Genomic DNA, 22,148 nt, shown 5'->3' with positions numbered 1-22,148 from the left:
CGACATGGGTAACCCTGTCATCGTCGAAGCCACCCGCAGCCCCATCGGCAAGCGCAACGGCTGGTTGTCCGGCCTGCACGCCACCGAGCTTCTCGGCGCCGTGCAGCGCGCCGTGGTCGAGAAGGCCGGCATCGACGCAGGTGACGTCGAGCAGGTCATCGGCGGTTGTGTCACCCAGTATGGCGAGCAGTCCAACAACATCACCCGCGTGGGCTGGCTGACCGCCGGTCTGCCCGAACACGTCGGCGCCACGACCATCGACTGCCAGTGTGGCAGCGCCCAGCAGGCCAACCATCTGATCGCGGGCCTGATCGCCACCGGTGCGATCGACATCGGCATCGCCTGCGGTATCGAGGCGATGAGCCGGGTCGGGCTGGGTGCCAACGCCGGCCCCGACCGCAGCCTCATCCGCGCCGCGTCGTGGGATATCGACATGCCCAACCAGTTCGACGCCGCCGAGCGGATCGTCAAGCGCCGCGGCATCACCCGCGCCGATGTGGACGCCCTTGGGCTGGCGTCCCAGGCCAAGGCCAAGCAGGCCTGGGCCGAGGGCCGCTTCGATCGTGAGATCTCCCCGATCTCGGCGCCGGTCCTCGACGAGAACAAGCAGCCGACCGCCGAGTGGGCGCCGGTGTCGCGCGACCAAGGCCCGCGGGACACCACCCTGGAGGGGCTGGCGTCGTTGAAGCCGGTCATCGAGGGCGGTATCCACACCGCAGGCACGTCCTCGCAGATCTCCGACGGCGCCGCCGCGGTGCTGTGGATGGACAGCGATGTGGCAAAAGCCCATGGCCTGAAGCCCCGGGCCCGAATCATCTCGCAGGCCAACGTGGGCGCCGAGACCTACTACCACCTCGATGGGCCGGTCCAGTCCACCGCACGGGTGTTGGAGAAGGCCGGGATGAAGCTCGGCGATATCGACCTCGTGGAGATCAACGAGGCCTTCGCCTCGGTCGTATTGTCCTGGGCGCGGGTGCATGACGCCGATATGGACAAGGTCAACGTCAACGGCGGCGCGATAGCGCTGGGCCATCCGGTCGGTTCGACGGGTGCGCGGCTCATCACCACGGCGCTGCACGAGCTCGAGCGGACCGACAAGAGCACCGCGCTCATCACCATGTGCGCGGGTGGCGCCCTGTCCACCGGCACCATCATCGAAAGAATCTGAGCCCGTCGGTGTCACTCTCAGAAGCGGACCGTATCGCGGCGGCCCAGGCGTATATCGATGCCCTGGTGACACACCGCGCCGATGACGTGCCGTTCACACCGGACTGCATCCGGATCGAGATGGGCCTGAAGACCGGCCGTTCCGGAGATCACCTGCGGCGCAGCCTCAACCACGGTCCGCAGTTCAAAATCATCGAAGCGACGACACCACCGGAGTTCACCGTCGACGGTGACCACGTCCGGGCGAAGTTCGACGTGCTGACCAAACCGCGGCTGTTCGGCCGCCGGGTGAACTCGCATGTCGACGAGACCTTCCTGATCCCGGCGTCCGATCCCAGTGGTTCGGCGAAGATCCACCACATCCGCGCCGCACTGACACCGTTCATCAGCCGATAGGGTCCCCACCTCGATGTCCAAGCCTGCCAAGCAGTCGCGTCCACTCAGCCCCAAGCAGATCGAGTCGCTGAACTCGAAGGGCGTTGGCACCGCGATCAAATGGATGTCACGCGCTCAGACCTGGCTGTTCAAGAAGACCAACGGCCGCCTGGGCGACAAGTTCCTACACGGCGCCGAGGTCGGCATCCTCACCACGACCGGCCGCAAATCCGGTGAACTCCGCGACAGCCCGCTGCTGTACCTCCAGGAGGGCGAGCGCATCGTCCTGGTCGCGTCGCAGGGTGGTCGCGACACCGACCCCATGTGGTACCTGAACCTGCGGGCCAACCCGAAGGTGTCGTTCCAGACCAAGCACGAAACGCTGACGCTGACCGCACGTGACGCCACGGACGCCGAGCGCGACGAGTACTGGCCCAAGCTCGACGCCATGTACGCCGACTTCGTGAACTACCGCTCCTACACCGAGCGCAAGATCCCGATCGTCATCTGCGATCCCGCGTAAGCGGGCCCCCGTCGCGCCACGGCGCCGGGGGCCGAGCAGGCGCCCAGGTTCCTAGGCGCCGAACACCGGCAGCGGTGTGCGCGACTTGGCCAGCAGGTCGCTGACCACCGGGCCCAGTTCGGCCGGATCCCATCGTGCGCCCTTGTCGATCTCGGCGCCGCGGGCCCAGCCCTCGGCGACCCGGATGATGCCGCCCTCGACCTCGAACACCCGGCCGGTGACGCCTTTGGCCTCGACACTGCCCAGCCACACCACCAGCGGTGAGATGTTCTCCGGGGCCATGGCGTCGAAATCGGCGCCCTGCGTGGACATCATGTCCGCGAACACGGTTTCGGTCATGCGCGTGCGCGCCGATGGGGCGATGGCGTTGACGCTGACGCCGTATCGGCCCATCTCCGCGGCGGCCACCAGGGTCAGCGCGGCGATACCCGCCTTGGATGCGCTGTAGTTGGCCTGCCCGACACTGCCCTGCAGACCGGCGCCCGAGCTGGTGTTGATGATGCGGGCGTCGACGGTGTTGCCGGCCTTGGACTGGGCTCGCCAGTAGGCCGCGGCGTGCTTCATGGTGGCGAAGTGCCCCTTGAGGTGGACGGCCGTGACGGCGTCGAATTCCTCTTCCGAGGTGTTGGCGAACATCCGGTCCCGCACGATGCCGGCGTTGTTGACCAGCACGTCGAGCCCCCCGAACGCGTCGACCGCGGTCTGGATGAGCCCCTCGGCCTGTGCCCAGTCCGCAACGTTCGCGCCGCTGGTGACGGCTTCGCCTCCGGCAGCGACGATTTCGTCGACGACGCCCTGCGCAGCGCTCCCACCGCCGGCCGCCGAACCGTCCAGGCCGACGCCGATGTCGTTGACCACCACGCGCGCCCCTTCGGCGGCGAAGGCGAGCGCATGCGCCCGGCCGATCCCGCCGCCGGCACCCGTCACGATGACCACGCGGCCGTCAAGCAAACCCATTGTTGTCTCTCCTTTATTTGATGTCGGCGGTCGTGGTGCTCAGGTAGTGCGGCGGCTCGCCACCGCCGTGCACCTGTAGTGAGGCACCACTGATGTAGGAAGCTGCTTCGGAAGCCAGAAACGCTGTTGCCCAACCGATATCGGCCGGCTTGGCGAGGCGGCCCAAGGGCACATTCTTGGAGATGGCCGCGATGGAGTCGGCGTCGCCGTAGAACAGCTCGGACTGTTCGGTCTCCACCATGCCGACCACCACCGAGTTGACCCGCACCTTGGGCGCCCATTCCACGGCCAGGGTGGAGGTGAGGTTGTCGATGCCCGCCTTGGCCGCCCCGTAGGCCGCGGTGCCCGGTGTCGGCCGATGCCCACTGACGCTGGAGATGTTGACGATCGAACCGCCGGTGTCCTGGGTCTGCATCACGGCGTTGGCGTGAGTCGACACCGACAGCGCACCGATCAGATTGAGTTCGATGATCTTGGTGCTGAACTTCGCCGAGGCGTCGGCGGCGAGCACATAGGGCGAGCCGCCGGCGTTGTTGACCACCACATCCAGATGGCCGTGGGCAGCGACGATCGCGTCGACGAGGGCCTTCACCGCATCGTCGTCGCGGATATCGCATGAATGGAATTCATAGGGCGAACCCTCCACCGGGCGGCGCGCACACGTCACGACGGTGGCCCCCTGAGCTGCGAACACCGCACTGATCCCGGCGCCGACCCCACGCACCCCGCCGGTCACCAGGACCACCCGGCCCGCGAGTTGCAGATTGATTCCAGCCGCGTCAGTCACTGTGCTAGCGTACCAAGCAAGTGCTTGCTTAGGTAGCGACCCCTCCAGGAAGTGACTGATGACCATCACCACCGCGACAGTCGAACCGGGCATCGTCTCGGTCACCGTCAACTACCCACCGGTCAATGCCATCCCGTCCCGCGGATGGTTCGAGCTCGGCGATGCCATCACCGCCGCCGGCCGTGACCGCAGCACCCACGTGGTGATCCTGCGGGCCGAAGGCCGCGGCTTCAACGCCGGCGTGGACATCAAAGAGATGCAGAACACCGAGGGTTTCACCGCGCTCATCGATGCCAACCGCGGCTGCTATCACGCCTTCAAAGCCGTGTACGAATGCGAGGTGCCGGTGGTCGCGGCCGTCAACGGCTTCTGCGTCGGCGGCGGTATCGGGCTCGTCGGCAACGCCGATGTCATCGTCGCCTCCGATGACGCGAAGTTCGGCCTCCCCGAGGTGGAACGCGGCGCCCTGGGTGCAGCCACCCACCTGTCCCGGCTGGTCCCCCAGCATCTGATGCGCAGGCTGTTCTTCACCGCCGCCACCGTGGATGCGAACACCCTGCACCACTTCGGCTCCGTGCACGAGGTGGTGCCGCGCGCCGACCTCGACGACTCCGCGCTGCGGGTCGCCCGCGATATCGCCAGCAAGGACACCCGGGTGATCCGCGCCGCCAAGGAAGCGCTGAATTTCATCGACGTACAGCCGGTCACCGCGCGCTACCGCATGGAGCAGGGCTTCACCTTCGAGCTGAACCTCGCGGGCGTGTCCGATGAGCACCGCGACGCGTTCGCCGGGACTGACAAGGGATCCAAATGAGCGATAAGAGAACGACTCTCGACGAAGCCGTCTCGTCCATCGAGAGCGGGATGACCATCGGCATCGGTGGCTGGGGCTCGCGACGCAAGCCGATGGCCTTCATCCGGGCGCTGCTGCGCACCGATGTCACCGACCTGACCGTGGTCACCTACGGCGGACCGGATCTGGGTCTGTTGTGCTCGGCGGGCAAGGTCAAGCGCGTCTACTACGGCTTCGTGTCGCTGGACTCGCCGCCGTTCTACGATCCCTGGTTCGCCAAGGCCCGCACCACCGGTGCCATCGAGGCGCGCGAGATGGACGAGGGCATGCTGCGTTGTGGCCTGCAGGCCGCCGCACAACGCCTGCCGTTCCTGCCTATCCGGGCGGGACTGGGCAGCGACGTCCGCGCGTTCTGGGGTGACGAGCTCAAGACGGTGAAGTCCCCGTACCCCACCGGCGATGGATACGAAGAGCTCATCGCCATGCCCGCGCTCAACCTGGATGCAGCCTTCGTACACCAGAATCTCGGTGACGCGCAGGGAAATGCGGCCTACACCGGGATCGACCCGTACTTCGACGACCTGTTCCTGATGTCGGCCCAGAAGCGCTTCCTGAGCGTGGAGAAGGTGGTCTCCACCGAAGAACTGGTGAAGTCGGTGGTGCCACAGCAGTTACTGATCAACCGGATGATGGTCGACGTGGTGGTCGAAGCGCCCAATGGAGCGCATTTCACCACCAACGAACCCGATTACAAGCGCGACGAGAAGTTCCAGCGCCACTACGCCGAGGCCGCCGGCTCCGAGGAGACCTGGGCCGGGTTCGTGAAGACGTATCTGTCCGGCAGCGAAGCCGATTACCAAGCGGCCGTGCGCAAGTTTGCAGAGGAGAACCAGTGATGTCGGTGACCCGTGCCGAGGTGTGCGCCGTCGCGTGCGCCGAACTGTTCCGCGACGCCGGCGAGATCATGGTCTCGCCGATGACCACCATCGTCCAGATCGGGGCTCGGCTGGCGCGGTTGACCTTCTCCCCCGACATCGTGCTAACCGACGGGGAGGCCCGCATCATCGCCGACACCCCGGCCATCGGTGCGCCGGCGGCCATCGAGGGCTGGATGCCCTTCGGCCGGGTCTTCGAGACCCTGGCTTGGGGGCGCCGCCATGTCGTGATGGGCGCCAACCAGATCGACCGGTACGGCAACCAGAACCTGTCCGCATTCGGGCCGATCCAGCACCCGACCCGGCAGATGTTCGGGGTGCGCGGTGCGCCCGGCAACACCATCAACCACGCCACCAGCTACTTCGTGGGCAACCACTCCAAGAGGGTGTTCACCGATACCGTGGACATCGTGTCCGGGATCGGTTGGGACAAGATCGATCCCGACAATCCCGCCTACCGGTTCGCCAACATCTACCGGGTGGTGACCAACCTAGGCGTCTTCGATTTCAACGGCCCCGATCACCAGTTCCGGGCGGTCTCGCTGCACCCCGGGGTGGAGGCCGATCAGGTCGCCGAGAACACCTCCTTCGAGGTGCACGGCCTGTCCGAGGCCGCCACCACTCGGGTGCCGACCGGCGAAGAGCAGGAACTGCTGCGCGAAGTCATAGACCCGAAGTCGTTGCGCGACAAAGAGGTCAAGGTCTAGCCATGAGCAAGCTCGTCACACCGCTGACCGAACTGGTCGGCATTGAGCACCCCGTCGTGCAGACCGGGATGGGCTGGGTCGCGGGTGCCCGGCTGGTTGCGGCGACCTCCAATGCGGGCGGCCTGGGCATCCTCGCCTCGGCGACCATGACGCTCGCGGAACTGCAGACCGCGGTCACCAAGGTCAAGGCGACCACCGACAAACCGTTCGGCATCAATATCCGTGCCGACGCCGGCGACGCAAATGATCGCGTCGACCTCCTGATCCGCGAAGGAGTCAAAGTCGCCTCCTTCGCCCTGGCTCCCAAGCCGGACCTGATCGCCAGGCTCAAAGAAGCCGGCGTGGTGGTCATTCCATCGGTCGGACTGGCCAAGCACGCCAAGAAGGTGGCGAGCTGGGGGGCCGACGCGGTCATCGTGCAGGGCGGTGAGGGCGGTGGCCACACCGGACCGATCGCCACCACGCTGCTGCTGCCCTCGGTGCTCGACGCCGTCGCCGACACCGGCATGCCGGTGATCGCCGCGGGCGGGTTCTTCGACGGTCGCGGGCTGGCCGCCGCGTTGTCCTACGGTGCCGCCGGAGTCGCGATGGGTACCCGCTTCCTGCTGACCGCCGATTCGACGGTGCCCGACGCCGTGAAGCGGCGCTATCTGGAGGCGGCGCTGGACGGCACGGTGGTGTCCACCCGCGTCGACGGGATGCCACACCGGGTACTCCGCACCGGCCTGGTCGAGAAGCTCGAAAGTGGCTCTCCGGTACGCGGTTTGGCCGCCGCGGTGGCCAATGCCCAGAAGTTCAAGAAGATGTCCGGCATGACCTGGAAGTCGATGGTCACCGACGGTCTGGCCATGCGCCACGGCAAGGATTTGACCTGGTCCCAGGTGGTGATGGCCGCGAACACCCCGATGCTGCTCAAGGCCGGCCTGGTCGAGGGCAACACCGACGCCGGCGTGCTGGCCTCGGGTCAGGTGGCCGGCATCATCGACGACCTGCCGACCTGCGCGGAGCTGGTTCCGGCGATCGTCGCCGAGGCTGTCGAGCACCTGACGTCGGCGACGTCCTACATCCGGGCCTGAAACCCCGGGGCCATCAGCGGTACCAGTCCGGCAGCTCATCCGGCCGAAGATCGGTTGTGTCACCGGGCCGGGTGAGCGTCAGGACGGCGCGCACGATGGTCGATCGTGACTGCAGTTCGTCGGCAATGGCGTTGAGCCGGGCGGCGACATTGGACTCGGCCGCATCGCCGACCAGGTCGACGGCGGCCACCAGGTAGATCCGGTCCGCGCCTACCCATTCCATGTGCAGGTAGCTGACCCGCTCGACATCCTTGTGCTCCAGCAGACTCTCCAGCGCGGCATTGCGTGCCAGTGGCGGGACGGCCTCACCGGTGAGGAAATCCATATTGCGTCCGATGAGGAAGAGCGCGACGCCACCGAGCAGTACACCCACCAGGATCGAGCCGATGGCATCCCAGACCGCGTTTCCGGTGAGCTGATGGGCCAGAATGCCGGCGGCGGCGATCAGGATGCCGATCAGCGCGGAGAGATCCTCGGCGAACACCGACCGCAGCATCGGATTCGACATGACCCGGACATAGCGCAGCGGGTGAATCCGGCGCTGTGCCGCACCGGATCTGGTCTGGTTCAAGGCCTGCAGGAACGAGGTGCCCTCCAGCACGAAAGACACCCCCAGCACCACATAGGCCCAGACATAGGAGGTCGCTTCTGCCTCACCGCCCAGTGACTGCACCCCGTGCCAGACCGACACCGCGGCCCCAACACTGAATAGTCCGAAGGCCGCGAACATCGACCAGATGTAACCGGCCCGGCCGTAGCCGAGCCGGTGCTCGGCATCCGGCGGCTTCTCCGACCTGCGAGTCCCGATCAGCAGGAACACCTCGTTGCCGGTGTCGGCCCAAGAATGCGCCGCCTCGGCCAGCATCGACGCCGATCCGGTCACGCTCGCCACCGCTGTTTTGGCCACGGCGATAAGCACATTCGCTCCGAGCGCGATGACGACGGTCAGCAAGCTCTGGTTCTGCGCCGCGTCCTGCCCAGAATTGCCCATTCCTGCACCCTAGAGCGGCGAACCCGGGCGACGCAGGCCGCGACCTTCCGACCCGGCGATAAAGCCTCCTCTGGACAACTCGGTCAGCCGAGCTCGTAGCCCTCCCGCGACACCTTGAAGTAGTGGCCGGTGTAGGTGTCGCTGCAGGTGATCCCGGTGGTCTTGCTGTAGCAGACCAGGGTGCCGTCGGAGAGGGACGTCCCGTAGGCCAACGTCTGTTCGGGTGCGGGCATCGACTGGCCGTAGCAGGCGAAGCGGGCCGGCAGTGCCTGCTCCAGCCGCAATCTGCTACCCCAGTCGAGGTGGCAGTCGTCGGGCCGGGGCGGAGCAGTCCAGTACTTCTGCGCGATGGCACAGGTGACGGACACGGCTCCGTTGGGGTCGTGCCCCAGGTAACAGGTGATGTTGGACGAGGGCGACTGGAATGCCGCCTGTGCGGTTGCGGGAATCGCGAATGCCGCGACGGCGGTGGCCGCGGTGACGGCGACCGCCGTCTTGACGATGGTGTGCATCGCAGGTCCTTTGTCCGGGAGCCCCGAATGGGCTGTTGAGACAAAGAATGGGCGCGGCGCCTTGATGGAATCTTGGAGGTGGAAACTTGGCGCCGCGCCCCTAGTCGTGCCGGGTCAGAGACGTTCGATGATGGTGACGTTCGCGGTGCCGCCACCCTCACACATCGTCTGTAACCCATAGCGGCCGCCGGTGCGCTCCAGCGTGTTCAGCATGGTGGCGAACAGCTTGGCTCCGGTGGCACCGAGCGGATGACCGAGGGCGATGGCGCCACCACTCGGGTTCACCTTTGCCGGGTCTGCGCCGGTCTCTTTGATCCAGGCCTGAACCACAGGCGCGAAGGCCTCGTTGATCTCAACGGTGTCGATGTCCTCGATCGACAAGCCGGTCTTCTCCAGGGCGTAATGGGTGGCCGGGATGGGGCCGGTGAGCATGTACACCGGATCGGCGCCCCGGGCACTGATGTGGTGGATACGGGCGCGCGGCTTGAGTCCGTGCGTCTTCACCGCATCTTCCGACGCGAGCAGTACAGCGCTGGCGCCATCCGAGATCTGACTGGCCATCGCCGCGGTGAGGCGACCGCCCTCCACAAGGGTCTTGAGGCCGGCCATCTTCTCCAGCGAGGTGTCTCGCGGGCCTTCGTCGGTGACGAACCCGACGCCGTCGACCTGGACGGGGATGATCTCGTTCTCGAAGTAACCGGCTCGAATGGCTTCCTGCGCCCGCTGGTGACTGGTGAGGGCGAACTGCTCCATGTCCTCCCGCGAGAGGTTCCACTTCTCGGCGATCATCTCGGAGCCGCGGAACTGCGAGATCTCCTGGTCGCCGTAGCGGTGCAGCCAGCTCTTGGACTCATTGGTGGGAGAGGTGAAACCGAACTGCTCGCCGACGATCATCGCGGAGCTGATCGGGATCTGGCTCATGTTCTGCATGCCGCCGGCCACGATCACGTCCGCCGTGCCCGACATGATCGCCTGTGCGCCGAAGGAGATGGCCTGCTGCGACGAGCCGCACTGGCGGTCGACGGTCACGCCGGGCACCTCTTCGGGGTAGCCGGCGGCCAGCCATGACAGCCGGGCGATGTTGCCGGCCTGGCCTCCGATGGCATCCACGCAGCCGGCGATCACATCGTCGACCGCGCTGGGATCCAGATCGTTTCGCTCGAACAGCCCGCGCCAGGCGGCGGCACCCAGGTCGACCGGGTGCACTCCGGACAGCGATCCTCCACGCTTGCCGATCGCCGTGCGAACGGCATCGATGACGTACGCCTCAGCCATTACTGATCTCCTTCTTTCGTGATGCCGCCAAGAACGATGGCGAGGTACTGGCGGCCGACTTCCTCGGCCGTGAGAGGTCCTCCCGGTTGGTACCAGCGGACCGATACCCAAGTGGTGTCGCGGATGAAGCGGTAGACCAGGTCGACGTCGAGGTCGGGCCGGAACGATCCGTCGGCGATGCCCTGGTTCAGCAGGTCCAGCCACATGTTGCGCTGTTCGCGGTTTCGTTTGTCGACGAAGGCGAACTGCGGCAGCGATGACAAGCGTTTGGCCTCGTCCTGATAGATGACGACCTGCGCGTGCCGGTGCTCGATGGCCTCGAAGGAGGTCAGGAACAGCCCCTTGAGCCGCTCCAGCGGACTGGCCTCGGTGGCCGCAATCTGTTCATACTTGGCGAACAGCCAGTCCAGGAAGTCCCGCAGCACCTCTTCGACCATCTGTTCTTTGGACTTGAAGTGGTGGTACAGGCTGCCCGAGAGGATGCCCGCGGAGTCGGCGATATCGCGGACGGTGGTCGCCTTCAGGCCGCGCTCCGCGAACATCGTGGCGGCGAGCTCGAGGAGCTCGTCACGCCTGCTCGCCGGCTGCCCGGGCGGTTCCGTCGCCATCATCGCAGCATAGCAACCAAGCGCTTGCTAGGTCGAATATGTGAGAGATGACATGAGGTCCGCACCGAATCCCTAGTCTTCATTCGGTGGAGCACGATCCAAGCAGACTCGAAGTCAGTACAAGTCCGCCTGGTCAGCGACTGCCAGTTCGTAGGCGACTGACGCGCCGCACCAAGATCTTGCTGGCCGCAGACCTTGCCGGCGATCAGCTCAACACCTGGCTTACCGGCAAATGACAAGTGACGTCAGTCTCGTCGTCGCGTTTGTCGGCATGGCTGCAATGGCACTGGCGCCGCGCGGCAACCTCTCCGCAGGACGGCTCCTCTACTGGGCGGGAGCACTGATCACCTGCGTCGCGTCGTATTTCGTCGCCGCAACACAGGGCTGGAAGTCAGCCACTGGCGCTGCCGTATTCGTCTTCGGCGCAGTCACCTTCATCGCCTACGCGTACACGCCCTTTCTCAAGATCAAAGGCCGTCGCGCATCGTTCTACAGCGACCGTCCGCAGCCTTATGGCGCAGCTGTCACGGCCGCCAAGTCCTGGTGGAGGGCGCTGGTGGCCCTGATCATCCTCATGTTCGGCGTCCTGCCCTACCTCACCGGAGGGGGCAATCCTTGGTTGGCTGCCGGGGCGCCCGTCGCCATCATCGTCATAGGTGCGATCTTCGGCCATCGAGACGCAGTACTCGATGCGGGAATCGCGTCAGGACAACGCCTTCAGCTCGTCCTTGCCGCCGTCGTCACCGTGGGCGTTTTCGCCGTTGCCTACTTTTGTGGCTACTACGGAAGCCGACACTGGGCCTCAACTCATCGAGACCACGGCCGACACAGTCGGTAGTAGGTCCCCCACTCAGGCTGCAGTCGCGCCCGCCGCCGCACCGGTCACCGTGACACTCACCGCGGTCGCACCGTCATCCGCGGCAATGACCAGCTTCGCGTCATTGGCAGCCGAGACGACGTGCCCGCCGACAACGCTCACCTGATAGCCGTTCGGGAACTGCACCGCCGGGACCGAGATTGTCGTCTGCGCGCCGGCCGCGAAGGTGCCCGAGCCATCGGCTTTGGCCGTGGAGTAGCTGAACGCGAAGGTGCCGTCGGCGTAGGACCATGACTTCGGGGTGCCCGAGACCGCCTGCGGGTAGGGCGCGGACAGGATGCCCAAGTTGCCGGTGTTGACGTTGTCACCGGTCGGCGGCAGCGCCGGGTCGTAGACGAGCGCCTCACCGTCATGCGTTCCGCTGGTGGTGATATCACCCTTGCCGGTGTAGGCCCACACCGACCAGCTCATCAGGTAGCTGTCGCCGGCTCGCATCTGTTTGGTCAGATCACCCTTTGCGCTGGTGGCCCCGAACTCGTTCATGAACGCCGGGATCCCGTGTTGAGCCGCGTAGTTGTGGGCACCCCGGGCCAGCGCCTTGGCGATGTACCCGCACAGCGCGGACAGGCTCGATCCACCGCAGTAATCATGAAATGCCAGAACGGTATTCGGGTCGCTCACGGTGCCGAGGCTGGTGGGGAACCCGAGGATGTCCAGGATTTCGGACACCGCTGGATTGGCCGGCTCGATATACACCGGAGTGGTCGGGTCGACGGCCCGGATCGCCGAGATGACCTGGTTGTAGAACGGGGTCAACTGCTGATATCCGAAGAACGGGCTTCCGAGCAGGGTTGGCAGCCAGGAGAATCCGGGGAACGGCTCGTTCATGATGTCGTAGCCGATCACTGCGGTGTTGCCGGAGAAATAGCTCGCGACGTTCTCCCACATCTGCGCGTAGGCATCCTGCAGACCCAGCCCCGCCGGTGACTCGGCGTTGTTCCAGAACTGGGTCCAGGCATGGTTCATCGCGAGATTCAGGTAGTAGCTGCCCGGAAAGCCGAAGTTCTGGTTGGGCAGTCCACCGGTCTGCGTCGCCCACTCCGGGGCGCCCTCCCCGGCGAAGGTGCTGCTGTAGAGATCCTGGTGCATGTCGAGCAGGGTGTAGATGCCGTGGTCGGCCAGCATCTGCACCGTCTGCGACAGCGACGCCAGGTACTCCGTGTCATAGACACCGGGCTGGGGCTCGACCGCCGCCCAGATGACGCCGAGGCGCACCACGTTGAACCCGTTAGCCGCGAGGAACTGCGCGTCGTCCTCGCTGAAACCGCTGGCGGCCGGCTCAAAGGGTGCCAGCTTGTAGACCTCGTTGACGCCGTGCAGGATGACGACCTGCCCATCGCTGTTGGTGATCCACGTCCCCGTGGTGGACAAGCCGGTACCGCCCGCGGTGACCTCGACGGTGCCGGAAGCACCGAAATGTCCTACCTCACCGTGTGTTCCGAGCAGACCTGCATTTCCACCGGCCCCACCGAGTGCGGGCAGACCGGTCGGGTCACCCCCGACACCGCTGTCGCCGGCGTCGCCACCGTCGCCGCCGCTGCCCAGCAACCGCGCGCCGTCGCCACCGTTTCCGCCACGTCCGCCGTCCACGCCGTCGCCGCCGTGCCCCCCGGCGCCACCGATCCCGAACAGCAGTCCGGCCCCGTCACCGCCCGCACCGCCGGCGCCACCGGTGGTTGCCGCCCCACCCTGGCCGCCCCCGCCACCGATCCCCATCAGCTGGCCACCGGCCCCGCCGCGGCCACCCACTGCACCGGCTCCGCCCGCTCCGCCCATGCCGCCGTCGCCGACCAACCCAGCCCTGCCACCCGCGCCACCGGCCTGCCCGGCCACGGTGCTGGTCCAGCCGACGCCGCCATCGCCGAACAACCATCCGCCGGCACCGCCGTCGGGGTGTTCGGCGGTGCCCGCCGCTCCGTCACCGATCACATACGATCCGGCCAGTCTGTTGATGGCGCCGTTGACCTGGTGCCCGAGTTCGGTGCCGATCCAGGCTTCGGCCACGGTGTGCACCGGCGTGTAGACGAAGTGCTGGAACAATCCGGCCGGCGACTTGGGAATCGGGCCGGTGGCGACGACCTGCACCGCGTGCACGGCGGCCGCCGCGACGGTGCTGACACCGTTGACGATCACCCGGACCTCGCGCGCGACACCGGCGACGACCGACTGGATCAGTCCGACGACCGCGGGCGTCTTGGGGGTCGAGGTGGCTCCGGCCGCCGCGAGCGGAGCCGCATAGGCGGACACCTTCTGGGCCACAGACTCTTTGGTGGCGGGTGCAGCGGTCACCGCGACAGTGGCCGAGGCCGCTTTGGTCGCCGACTCTGAGGTCGGGGTGGCCGCCGGGGTCACCGTCGGGATTGCGGTCGCCGCTGTCGCGCGTCGCCGGTGCGCGGGCTTTTCCGCGGGGGGTTCCGGGTCGGCGGTGGGGCCTGCCGTGGTGGTCGCCGACTCGCGAGTCGCGGTGACGCGGGTCTTCTTCTTACGCTTGGTGGTCGCAGCGGGCTTGACCGAATTCTCTTCGGCGGCTTCCTCGGTGGGCGCCTTGGTCTCGGCAGGTTCGTGCGTGGTGGGTTTCGGCTCGTTGGTGCTCGCCGAGGACGTGCCGGCGTCCGAACCGGACGGGGTGTCGGCCGCAGCCACGCCCGCGCCCGCGAGCATGGCCGCCGAGACACCCGCCGTCACGAGGCCCGCACCCATCCACGCCGATAGCTGTTGCATGAAATCGGACGCTAACCCACAAATTCACAGAAATCTGCGGAATCGTCACCGGGTGGAGAAAGCTACGCGCGCTGGCTCGACACCGAGATGATCTCGCCGGTCAGGTAGCTGGAGTAGTCGCTGGCCAGGAAGGCGATGGTGGTGGCGATCTCCCACGGTTCGGCCGCCCGGCCGAAGGCCTCGTCGCCGGCGAGACGGTCGAGCAACTCCGCCGACGATGTCTTCTCCAGGAACTTGTGCCGGGCGATACTCGGGGACACCGCGTTGATACGCACCCCGTACTCGACGGCTTCGATTGCACTGCAACGAGTCAGCGCCATCACGCCGGCCTTGGCGGCGGCATAGTGCGACTGTGAATGCTGGGCGCGCCAGCCGAGCACACTGGCGTTGTTCACGATCACCCCGCCTCTGCTGATGTCGCCGGCTTCGCGGCTCCGGCGATCCACCTCACGGAAGTACCGCAGCGCGGCCCGGGTGGCTCGCATCACCGAGGTCAGCGTGACGTTGAGGACGCGGTCCCATTCGTCGTCGGTCATCTCGATGACCGGTGTCTGTCCGCCGAGGCCGGCGTTGTTGACCAGCACGTCGATCCGCCCGGCCTTCTCCACGGCACCGGCGATCAAGGCGTCGACGGCGTCGGTGGAGGTGACGTCGCAGACCACGGAGTCCACCTTGCCCAGGCCCAGTCCAGCCAACTCCTCGCGGGTCTCGTTGAGGCGGCGTTCGTGGAAGTCGGAGATGACGACGTCGGCGCCCTCCAGCAGAGCCCGGCGCGCCGTCGTCGATCCGATTCCGGTGCCGGCGGCGGCGGTCACCAGGACCACCTTGCCCTTCAGAAGTCCATGTCCGTCAATCTCTTTGGGTACTGCTGAGAGGTCCGTCATCCTTTGGCTTCCCTGGGTAGGCCGAGCACCCGCTCGGCGATGATGTTGCGCTGGATCTCGTTGGAGCCGCCGTAGATGGTGTCCGAGCGCGAGAACAGGTACAGCCGCTGCCATTCGTCGAACTCACCATTGTCAAGGGTCAGTCCGGCGACACCTTGCACGTCCATGGCGATCTCGCCGAGCTCGCGATGCCAGTTGGCCCACAACAACTTCGACACATTGTCCTGGCCGGGCTGCTCAACATCCATGGTGGCCAGCGCGTAGGACCGCATGGCCTTCAGGCCGGTCCAGGACCGGGTGAGACGCTCTCGGATCAGCGGGTCGTCAGCCGCGCCGGTGCGCTTGGCCAGCTCGACGAGATTCGAATGCTCACGGGCGTAGCGAATCTGCTGCCCCAGGGTGGACACGCCACGCTCGAAGGTCAGCGTGCCCATGGCCACTCGCCACCCGTCTCCGGGCTGCCCGACGACCAGCGAGGCGTCGGTGCGGGCGTCGTCGAAGAACACCTCGTTGAACTCGGAGTCGCCGGTGAGCTGGATGATCGGACGGATCTCGACGCCGGGCTGCTGCAGCGGCACCAGCAGGTAGGACAAGCCGGCGTGCCGCTTGGAACCCTTCTCGGTTCGCGCCACCACGAAGCACCATTGCGCCCAGTGCGCCAGTGAGGTCCACACCTTCTGGCCGTTAATGATCCACTCGTCGCCCACAAGTTCGGCCGACGTCGACACGTTGGCCAGGTCACTGCCCGCGCCGGGTTCGGAGTAACCCTGACTCCAGAGTTCGGTGACGTCGAGGATCTTGGGCAGGAACCGTGCCTGCTGTTCAGGGGTGCCGAACGCGATCAGGGTGGGCCCGAGCAGTTCCTCACCGAAGTGGTTCACCTTGTCGGGGGCATCGGCCTTGGCGTACTCCTCGTAGAACGCGACCCGGTGCGCGACGGTCAGACCGCGGCCGCCGTGTTCCTCGGGCCAGCCCAGGCAGGTCAGTCCTGCCGCGGCCAGATGCTGATTCCACGCCCGGCGTTCTTCGAATGCCTCGTGCTCGCGACCGGGGCCACCGAGGCCCTTCAGCGCCGCGTATTCGCCGACGAGATTATCGGCGAGCCATTGCCGGACCTCGGCCCGGAAGTCCTCGACCTCTATCACCCTTGTAGGCTAACCTACCAAGCACTTGCTTTGTTAGAGGAGCGTCAATGACGAGCGTGAAGCGGACCGTTCCAGCGGTGCTGGACCGGATTGCCGTACAGCTGTCCGAGCATGACGCGCTGGTCACGCCGGATAAACGCCTCACCTACGGGCAGCTGCGCACCGAAGTCCGCCAGGCCGCCGCGGCGCTCGTCGACCTGGGTGTGGCCCCAGGTGACCCGGTGGCGATCTGGTCCCCCAACACGTGGCACTGGGTGGTCGCCGCGCTGGCCGCCCACTACGCCGGCGCCGTCGTCGTGCCGCTGAACACGAGATACACCGCCAGCGAGGCCACCGACATCCTGGCCCGCACCGAGGCTCCCCTGCTGATCGCGGCCGGCAGATTCCTCGGCGCGGACCGCACCGAACAGCTCGACAGGGACGCGCTGCCGGCGCTGCGCCACATCGTGCGGGTGCCCATCGAGGAACAGGACGGAACCTGGGACGAGTTCGTGGCCCGCGGCGAAAAGAACGGAGCTCTGGCCGAGGTCGACGCACGGGCCGCCGCGGTGCAGCCCGACGACGTGTCCGACATTCTTTTCACCTCCGGCACCACCGGACGCAGCAAGGGTGTGCGATGTGCACACCGGCAGTCGTTGGACGCGTCGGCCGCGTGGGCCGCGTGCGGTGAGGTCACCAGCGCCGACCGCTATCTGTGCATCAACCCGTTCTTCCACAACTTCGGGTTCAAGGCCGGCATCCTCGCCTGCCTGCAAACCGGCGCCACCCTCATTCCACAGCTGACCTTCGATCCGGAACTGGCGATGAAAACCGTTGCCGAGCAGAAGATCACCGTGCTGCCCGGACCGCCGACGATCTACCAGATGCTGCTGGACCACCCGAACCGCGACCAGTACGACCTGAGCTCACTGCGGTTCGCGGTGACCGGCGCGGCGGTGGTGCCGGTGGTGCTCATCGAACGGATGCAGTCGGAGCTCGATATCGACATCGTGCTCACCGCCTACGGCCTCACGGAGGCCAGCGGATTCGGCACCATGTGCCGGGCCGACGACGACGCCGTCACCGTGGCCACCACGTGCGGTCGGCCGATCGCGGAGTTCGAACTGCGCATCGACGACTCCGGCGAGGTGCTGCTGCGTGGCCCGAATGTGATGCTGGGCTACCTCGACGATCCGGAGGCCACCGCGGCCACCATCGATTCCGACGGCTGGTTGCACACCGGCGACATCGGCACCGTGGACGACGCGGGCAATCTGACCATCACCGACCGGCTCAAGGACATGTACATCTGCGGCGGGTTCAATGTGTACCCCGCCGAGATCGAGCAGGTGCTCGCCCGGCTGAACGGCATCGCCGATTCCGCGGTGATCGGGGTTCACGACGACCGGCTCGGCGAAGTCGGCAAGGCATTCGTGGTGGCCAAGCCCGGAACCCAGCTCGACGAGGCGGCGGTGATCGCCCATGCGCGTGAGCATCTGGCGAACTTCAAGGTGCCCCGTTCGGTGGTGTTCCTCGACGTTCTGCCGCGTAACCCAGGAGGCAAAGTGGTCAAACCACAGCTGCGAGAGATGATCTAATGGATCTGAAATTCGACGACGACAGCGAAGAGTTCCGCGCGGAGGTCCGCGAGTTTCTCGCTGCGAACCGGGATTCCTTCCCCACCAAGTCCTACGACACGCTCGAGGGTTTCGAACAGCACCGGCGCTGGGACAAGATCCTGTTCGACGCAGGCCTGTCGGTGATCGCCTGGCCGAAGAAGTACGGCGGCCGCGACGCCACCCTGCTGCAGTGGGTGGTGTTCGAGGAGGAGTACTTCCGCGCCGGTGCGCCCGGCCGGGCCAGCGCAAACGGGACCTCCATGCTGGCCCCCACCCTGTTCGCGCACGGCACGCCGGAACAGTTGGATCGTGTGCTGCCGAAAATGGCCAGCGGCGAAGAGATCTGGGCCCAGGCCTGGTCGGAGCCCGAGTCCGGCAGTGATCTGGCCTCCCTGCGGTCCACCGCCACCAAGGTCGACGGCGGCTGGAAGCTCAACGGGCAGAAGATCTGGAGCTCGCGGGCGCCGTTCGGTGAGCGCGGCTTCGGCCTGTTCCGGTCCGACCCGGAAGCACAACGGCACAAGGGCCTGACGTACTTCATGTTCGACCTGAAGGCCGAGGGCATCACCGTGCGGCCGATCGCCCAGCTCGGCGGTGACACCGGCTTCGGCGAGATCTTCCTCGACGACGTGTTCGTGCCCGACGAGGACGTCATCGGCGGCGTGCATGACGGCTGGCGCGCGGCCATGAGCACGTCGAGCAATGAGCGCGGGATGTCGCTGCGCAGCCCGGCGCGCTTCCTCGCGCCCGCGGAACGACTTGTCGCGCAGTGGAAGTCCAATCCCGATCCGGTGTTCACCGACCGGGTGGCCGACGCCTGGATCAAGGCCCAGGCCTACCGGCTACACACCTTCGGCACCGTCACCCGGCTGGCCGGCGGCGGTGAGCTGGGTGCGGAGTCGTCGGTGACCAAGGTGTTCTGGTCCGAATTGGACGTCGCACTGCACCAGACCGCCCTCGACATGCAGGGCGCAGACGCCGAGATCGTGGACCACTGGACCGAGGGACTGCTCTTCGCCCTCGGCGGCCCGATCTATGCGGGCACCAATGAGATCCAGCGCAACATCATCGCCGAGCGGCTCCTCGGATTGCCCCGGGAGGCAAAGTGAACTTCGAACTCGACGATCAGCAGCGCGATTTCGCGTCCAGTATCGACGCCGCACTGAGCGCCGCCGATGTGCCCGCCGCCGTGCGCGCCTGGGCCGCCGGTGACACCGCCACGGGCCGCAAGGTGTGGGCCCAGCTAGCCGACCTCGGGGTCACGGCGCTGCTGGTGCCGGAGAAGTTCGACGGCATCGACGCGCACCCGGTGGATCTGGTGGTCGCCCTGGAACGCCTCGGCTACTGGGCGGTCCCCGGACCGGTCACCGAATCCATTGCCGTGGCGCCGATTCTGCTCGCCGGCCTGGAGGCGTGGGGCGAGCGGTCCGCACAACTCGCGTCGGGCGAGCTGATCGCCACCGTCGCACTGCCGCCGTCGGTGCCGCGCGCGGTGAATGCCGACGTGGCCGGGCTGACCCTGCTGGCCACCGACGGGCATGTCGCCGAGGCCGGCATCGACATTCAGGCAGGCGCGGCCCACGAGTCCGTGGACCCGACCCGGACGCTGTTCGACGTCACCGCATCCGGTCCGGCGCAGGCCGCGGACACCGCCCGCGCGTATGAGTTCGGCGTGCTGGCCACCGCTGCCCAACTGGTCGGCGCGGGCCAGGCCATGCTCGACCAGTCCGTCGAGTACGCCAAGCAGCGCACCCAGTTCGGCCGGATCATCGGCTCCTATCAGGCGCTCAAACACAAGCTGGCCGATGTGCACATCGCCGTCGAGCTGGCCCGCCCGCTGGTGTACGGCGCGGCGCTGGCCCTGGCCGAGGGTTCGCCGGACACCGCACGCGATATCAGCGCAGCCAAAGTCGCCGCGGCCGACGCCGCACTGCTGGCCGCACGCTCGTCGCTGCAGACCCACGGCGCCATCGGCTTCACCCAGGAACACGACCTGTCGCTGCTGCTGCTGCGGGTGCAGGCGCTGCGCTCGGCCTGGGGCGATCCCACCCTGCACCGACGCCGACTGCTGGAGGCTTTGTAAGACCATGAGTGAAGAACGCGAACTGCTGCGCGACACCGTCGCCGCACTGGTCGAGAAGCACGCCGGACCCGAAGCCGTACGCACGGCGATGGCCTCCGAACAGGGTTATGACGCGTCACTGTGGAAGCTGTTGTGCGAGCAGGTCGGCGCGGCCGCACTGGTGGTTCCCGAAGAACTCGGCGGCGCCGGCGGCGAACTCGCCGACGCCGCAGTGGTGCTGGAGGAACTGGCCCGCAATCTGGTGCCCACGCCGCTGCTCGGTACCACGCTCGCCGAGCTGGCCTTGCTCGCCGTCGACGCGCCGGAGCATGAGGAAGCACTTACAGGGCTCCTTGATGGCACCTCGATCGGCGCGGTGGTGTTCGACCCCGAGTTCGTGGTCAACGGCGATATCGCGGACGTGGTCATCGCGGCGGACGGAGAGCACCTGACCCGCTGGGGCACTTTCACCGCGCAGGCCAAGCCCACCATGGACCTGACCCGTCGGCTATCGGCGGTCACCGCGGGTGAGACGACCGTCCTCGGCGCCGATCCCGGCCTGGCCGATATCGCCGCCCTGCTGGTGGCGGCCGAGCAGATCGGTGCGGCGGCAAGGGCTCTCGACCTCACCGTGGCCTACACGAAGGACCGAGTGCAGTTCGGCCGCCCGATCGGTAGCTTCCAGGCGCTCAAGCACCGGATGTCCGACCTGTACGTGAAGGTGTCCGCCGCCCGGGCCGTCGTCGACGATGCGATCGCCGAGCCGTCACCCGCGTCCGCGGCGCTGGCTCGGGTGCTGGCCAGTGAGGCGCTGTCCGCGGTGGCCGCCGAGGCCGTCCAGATGCACGGCGGTATCGCGATCACCTGGGAACACGACATCCAGCTGTATTTCAAGCGGGCGCACGGCAGCGCGCAGCTGCTGGGTCCCCCGCGCGACCATCTGCGCCGGCTCGAAGCAGAGGTGTTCTAGCGTGAAGGTGTGACCGATCCCGTGGCGCTGCGCGCTGGCATCCCGCCGTTCTATGTCATGGACGTCTGGCTGGCCGCTGCCGAGCGGCAGCGCACCCACGGAGATCTGGTCAATCTGTCCGCGGGGCAGCCCAGCGCGCAGGCCCCGGCACCGGTCCGGGCGGCCGCCGCCGACGCTCTGGAACATCACAACCTCGGCTATACCGTGGCCCTGGGCATTCCGGAGCTCCGCGAGGCCATCGCCACGTCGTACCGCGACCGGCACCGTATCGACGTCGAACCGGACGCCGTCGTCGTCACCACCGGCTCGACGGGCGGCTTCCTGCTGTCGTTCCTGTCGTGTTTCGACGTGGGCGACCGGGTCGCGGTGACCAGCCCGGGCTATCCCTGTTACCGCAACATCCTCTCTGCGTTGGGCTGCGAGGTGGTCGAGGTGCCGTGCGGCCCGGACACCCGGTTCCAGCCGACGGTGGCCATGCTGGAGGCGCTTGACCCGCCGGTGCGGGGGCTGATCATCGCCAGCCCGGCCAACCCGACCGGGACCGTCATCGCCCCCGCCGAGCTGGCCGCGATCGCGACGTGGTGTGACGCCAACCGGGTGCAACTGGTCAGCGACGAGATCTACCACGGCCTGGTGTACCCGGGCGCTCCGGCCACCAGCTGCGCATGGGAGACCTCACGCAATGCCATTGTGGTGAACAGCTTTTCGAAGTACTTCGCGATGACCGGCTGGCGGCTGGGTTGGCTGCTGGTGCCCGAGCCGCTGCGCCGCGCCGTCGACCGTCTGACCGGGAACTTCTCCATCTGCCCGCCCACCCTGCCGCAGCTGGCGGCGGTGGCCGCCTTCGCCCCGGAGTCGCTGGCCACCGCCGACGCCCTGGTGGGCGAGTACGCGGTGAACCGGGGCCTGTTGTTGCGCGGACTGCCCGAGATCGGTCTGGACCGGCTCGCACCGGCCGACGGCGCGTTCTACGTCTACGCCGATATCTCCCGGTACTCGGACGACTCCCTGGCGTTCTGCGCAAAGCTGTTGGCCGACACCGGGGTCGCCATCGCCCCGGGTGTCGACTTCGACACGGTGCACGGCGGCTCGTTCGTCCGGCTGTCCTTCGCCGGGGCGGCGGCCGATATCACCGAGGCGCTGGCACGGATGGGCTCCTGGCTACGCTGAACTTGTCGGTGCCCG

The 22,148-nt window shown here is 67.1% G+C and carries 22 protein-coding genes; 13 read left to right on the top strand and 9 right to left on the bottom strand.

Annotation, left to right across the window (positions count from 1 at the left end; genetic code table 11):
* Positions 1–4 precede the first annotated feature (4 nt).
* The 3 genes from QN239_RS05040 to QN239_RS05030 are packed head-to-tail and all read left to right on the top strand — an operon-like array spanning position 5 to position 2,065.
* Positions 5–1,168 carry a steroid 3-ketoacyl-CoA thiolase gene (locus QN239_RS05040; RefSeq protein WP_499008434.1) on the top strand — a complete coding sequence of 388 codons (1,164 nt, stop codon included), beginning with the start codon at positions 5–7 and terminating at the stop codon, positions 1,166–1,168.
* 8 nt (positions 1,169–1,176) lie between these two features.
* The gene (locus tag QN239_RS05035; RefSeq protein ID WP_090354248.1) at positions 1,177–1,563 is read left to right on the top strand and encodes a DUF8021 domain-containing protein; all 387 of its coding nucleotides are present in this window, start codon (positions 1,177–1,179) and stop codon (positions 1,561–1,563) included.
* Between the two features lie 13 nt (positions 1,564–1,576).
* Positions 1,577–2,065 (top strand): nitroreductase family deazaflavin-dependent oxidoreductase, encoded by a 489-nt coding sequence (locus QN239_RS05030; protein ID WP_499008433.1) that lies wholly within the window; start codon positions 1,577–1,579, stop codon positions 2,063–2,065.
* 51 nt (positions 2,066–2,116) lie between these two features.
* Here QN239_RS05030 and QN239_RS05025 read toward each other — a convergent pair whose 3' ends face one another.
* Positions 2,117–3,022 carry an SDR family oxidoreductase gene (locus QN239_RS05025; protein ID WP_499008432.1) on the bottom strand — a complete coding sequence of 302 codons (906 nt, stop codon included), beginning with the start codon at positions 3,020–3,022 and terminating at the stop codon, positions 2,117–2,119.
* 13 nt (positions 3,023–3,035) lie between these two features.
* On the bottom strand, positions 3,036–3,809 hold the full coding sequence (locus tag QN239_RS05020) for an SDR family oxidoreductase (protein WP_499008430.1): 774 nt from the start codon (positions 3,807–3,809) through the stop codon (positions 3,036–3,038).
* A gap of 58 nt (positions 3,810–3,867) precedes the next feature.
* Between QN239_RS05020 and echA20 the strand changes: the two genes are divergently transcribed.
* Genes echA20 through ipdC form a run of 4 tightly spaced genes read left to right on the top strand, consistent with a single transcriptional unit; the run spans position 3,868 to position 7,320 of the window.
* A complete protein-coding gene (gene echA20, locus QN239_RS05015; RefSeq protein WP_499008429.1) occupies positions 3,868–4,623 on the top strand; it encodes a (7aS)-7a-methyl-1,5-dioxo-2,3,5,6,7,7a-hexahydro-1H-indene-carboxyl-CoA hydrolase in 756 nt (251 codons plus the stop codon).
* The gene (ipdA, locus tag QN239_RS05010; RefSeq protein WP_499008428.1) at positions 4,620–5,498 is read left to right on the top strand and encodes a cholesterol ring-cleaving hydrolase subunit IpdA; all 879 of its coding nucleotides are present in this window, start codon (positions 4,620–4,622) and stop codon (positions 5,496–5,498) included. The genes echA20 and ipdA overlap by 4 nt, the downstream gene beginning before the upstream one ends.
* Positions 5,495–6,244: a cholesterol ring-cleaving hydrolase subunit IpdB gene (gene ipdB, locus QN239_RS05005; protein ID WP_187097118.1), complete on the top strand. Its 750-nt coding sequence runs from the start codon at positions 5,495–5,497 to the stop codon at positions 6,242–6,244. The genes ipdA and ipdB overlap by 4 nt, the downstream gene beginning before the upstream one ends.
* 2 nt (positions 6,245–6,246) lie before the next feature.
* Positions 6,247–7,320, top strand: a complete 1,074-nt coding sequence (gene ipdC / locus QN239_RS05000) for a (3aS,4S,5R,7aS)-5-hydroxy-7a-methyl-1-oxo-octahydro-1H-indene-4-carboxyl-CoA dehydrogenase (RefSeq protein WP_499008427.1) — start codon at positions 6,247–6,249, stop codon at positions 7,318–7,320.
* Between the two features lie 13 nt (positions 7,321–7,333).
* Here the strand turns inward: ipdC and QN239_RS04995 are convergent, their stop codons facing one another.
* The 4 genes from QN239_RS04995 to kstR2 all read right to left on the bottom strand — a co-directional run bounded on the left by QN239_RS04995 (position 7,334) and on the right by kstR2 (position 10,706).
* Positions 7,334–8,311 carry a cation diffusion facilitator family transporter gene (locus tag QN239_RS04995; protein WP_499008426.1) on the bottom strand — a complete coding sequence of 326 codons (978 nt, stop codon included), beginning with the start codon at positions 8,309–8,311 and terminating at the stop codon, positions 7,334–7,336.
* 83 nt (positions 8,312–8,394) lie between these two features.
* Positions 8,395–8,823: a DUF6636 domain-containing protein gene (locus QN239_RS04990; RefSeq protein WP_499008425.1), complete on the bottom strand. Its 429-nt coding sequence runs from the start codon at positions 8,821–8,823 to the stop codon at positions 8,395–8,397.
* A 114-nt stretch (positions 8,824–8,937) separates the two neighbouring features.
* Positions 8,938–10,098: a steroid 3-ketoacyl-CoA thiolase FadA6 gene (gene fadA6, locus QN239_RS04985; protein ID WP_499008424.1), complete on the bottom strand. Its 1,161-nt coding sequence runs from the start codon at positions 10,096–10,098 to the stop codon at positions 8,938–8,940.
* Positions 10,098–10,706, bottom strand: a complete 609-nt coding sequence (kstR2, locus tag QN239_RS04980) for a TetR family transcriptional regulator KstR2 (RefSeq protein WP_090354231.1) — start codon at positions 10,704–10,706, stop codon at positions 10,098–10,100. The genes fadA6 and kstR2 overlap by 1 nt, the downstream gene beginning before the upstream one ends.
* Positions 10,707–10,938: 232 nt before the next feature.
* On the opposite strand from kstR2, the gene QN239_RS04975 reads away from it, so the two are divergent.
* The gene (locus QN239_RS04975) at positions 10,939–11,544 is read left to right on the top strand and encodes a hypothetical protein (protein WP_499008423.1); all 606 of its coding nucleotides are present in this window, start codon (positions 10,939–10,941) and stop codon (positions 11,542–11,544) included.
* 12 nt (positions 11,545–11,556) lie between these two features.
* Here QN239_RS04975 and QN239_RS04970 read toward each other — a convergent pair whose 3' ends face one another.
* From QN239_RS04970 to ipdE1, 3 genes are all read right to left on the bottom strand, one after another.
* Positions 11,557–14,304, bottom strand: a complete 2,748-nt coding sequence (locus QN239_RS04970) for a cellulase family glycosylhydrolase (protein WP_499008422.1) — start codon at positions 14,302–14,304, stop codon at positions 11,557–11,559.
* Between the two features lie 62 nt (positions 14,305–14,366).
* Positions 14,367–15,188 (bottom strand): SDR family oxidoreductase, encoded by an 822-nt coding sequence (locus tag QN239_RS04965; protein ID WP_499008421.1) that lies wholly within the window; start codon positions 15,186–15,188, stop codon positions 14,367–14,369.
* Entirely contained in the window at positions 15,185–16,333 is a 1,149-nt protein-coding gene (gene ipdE1 / locus QN239_RS04960) for an acyl-CoA dehydrogenase IpdE1 (RefSeq protein WP_499008420.1), read from the bottom strand. The genes QN239_RS04965 and ipdE1 overlap by 4 nt, the downstream gene beginning before the upstream one ends.
* 47 nt (positions 16,334–16,380) lie before the next feature.
* On the opposite strand from ipdE1, the gene fadD3 reads away from it, so the two are divergent.
* From fadD3 to QN239_RS04935, 5 genes are read left to right on the top strand one after another with little or no spacing between them, the layout of a single operon-like run.
* Positions 16,381–17,910: a 3-((3aS,4S,7aS)-7a-methyl-1,5-dioxo-octahydro-1H-inden-4-yl)propanoate--CoA ligase FadD3 gene (fadD3, locus tag QN239_RS04955; RefSeq protein ID WP_499008418.1), complete on the top strand. Its 1,530-nt coding sequence runs from the start codon at positions 16,381–16,383 to the stop codon at positions 17,908–17,910.
* Entirely contained in the window at positions 17,910–19,040 is a 1,131-nt protein-coding gene (locus QN239_RS04950; protein ID WP_499008417.1) for an acyl-CoA dehydrogenase family protein, read from the top strand. Before fadD3 ends, QN239_RS04950 begins: the two co-directional genes overlap by 1 nt.
* Positions 19,037–20,014: an acyl-CoA dehydrogenase family protein gene (locus QN239_RS04945; protein ID WP_499008416.1), complete on the top strand. Its 978-nt coding sequence runs from the start codon at positions 19,037–19,039 to the stop codon at positions 20,012–20,014. Before QN239_RS04950 ends, QN239_RS04945 begins: the two co-directional genes overlap by 4 nt.
* A gap of 4 nt (positions 20,015–20,018) precedes the next feature.
* On the top strand, positions 20,019–20,963 hold the full coding sequence (ipdE2, locus tag QN239_RS04940) for an acyl-CoA dehydrogenase IpdE2 (RefSeq protein WP_499008415.1): 945 nt from the start codon (positions 20,019–20,021) through the stop codon (positions 20,961–20,963).
* Positions 20,964–20,972: 9 nt separating this feature from the next.
* Positions 20,973–22,133, top strand: a complete 1,161-nt coding sequence (locus QN239_RS04935; protein ID WP_499008414.1) for a pyridoxal phosphate-dependent aminotransferase — start codon at positions 20,973–20,975, stop codon at positions 22,131–22,133.
* Positions 22,134–22,148 lie beyond the last annotated feature (15 nt).

Source organism: Mycolicibacterium sp. Y3 (assembly GCF_051188035.1).
Classification (GTDB): domain Bacteria; phylum Actinomycetota; class Actinomycetes; order Mycobacteriales; family Mycobacteriaceae; genus Mycobacterium; species Mycobacterium fluoranthenivorans.
This window is presented reverse-complemented; position numbering and strand designations above follow the sequence as displayed.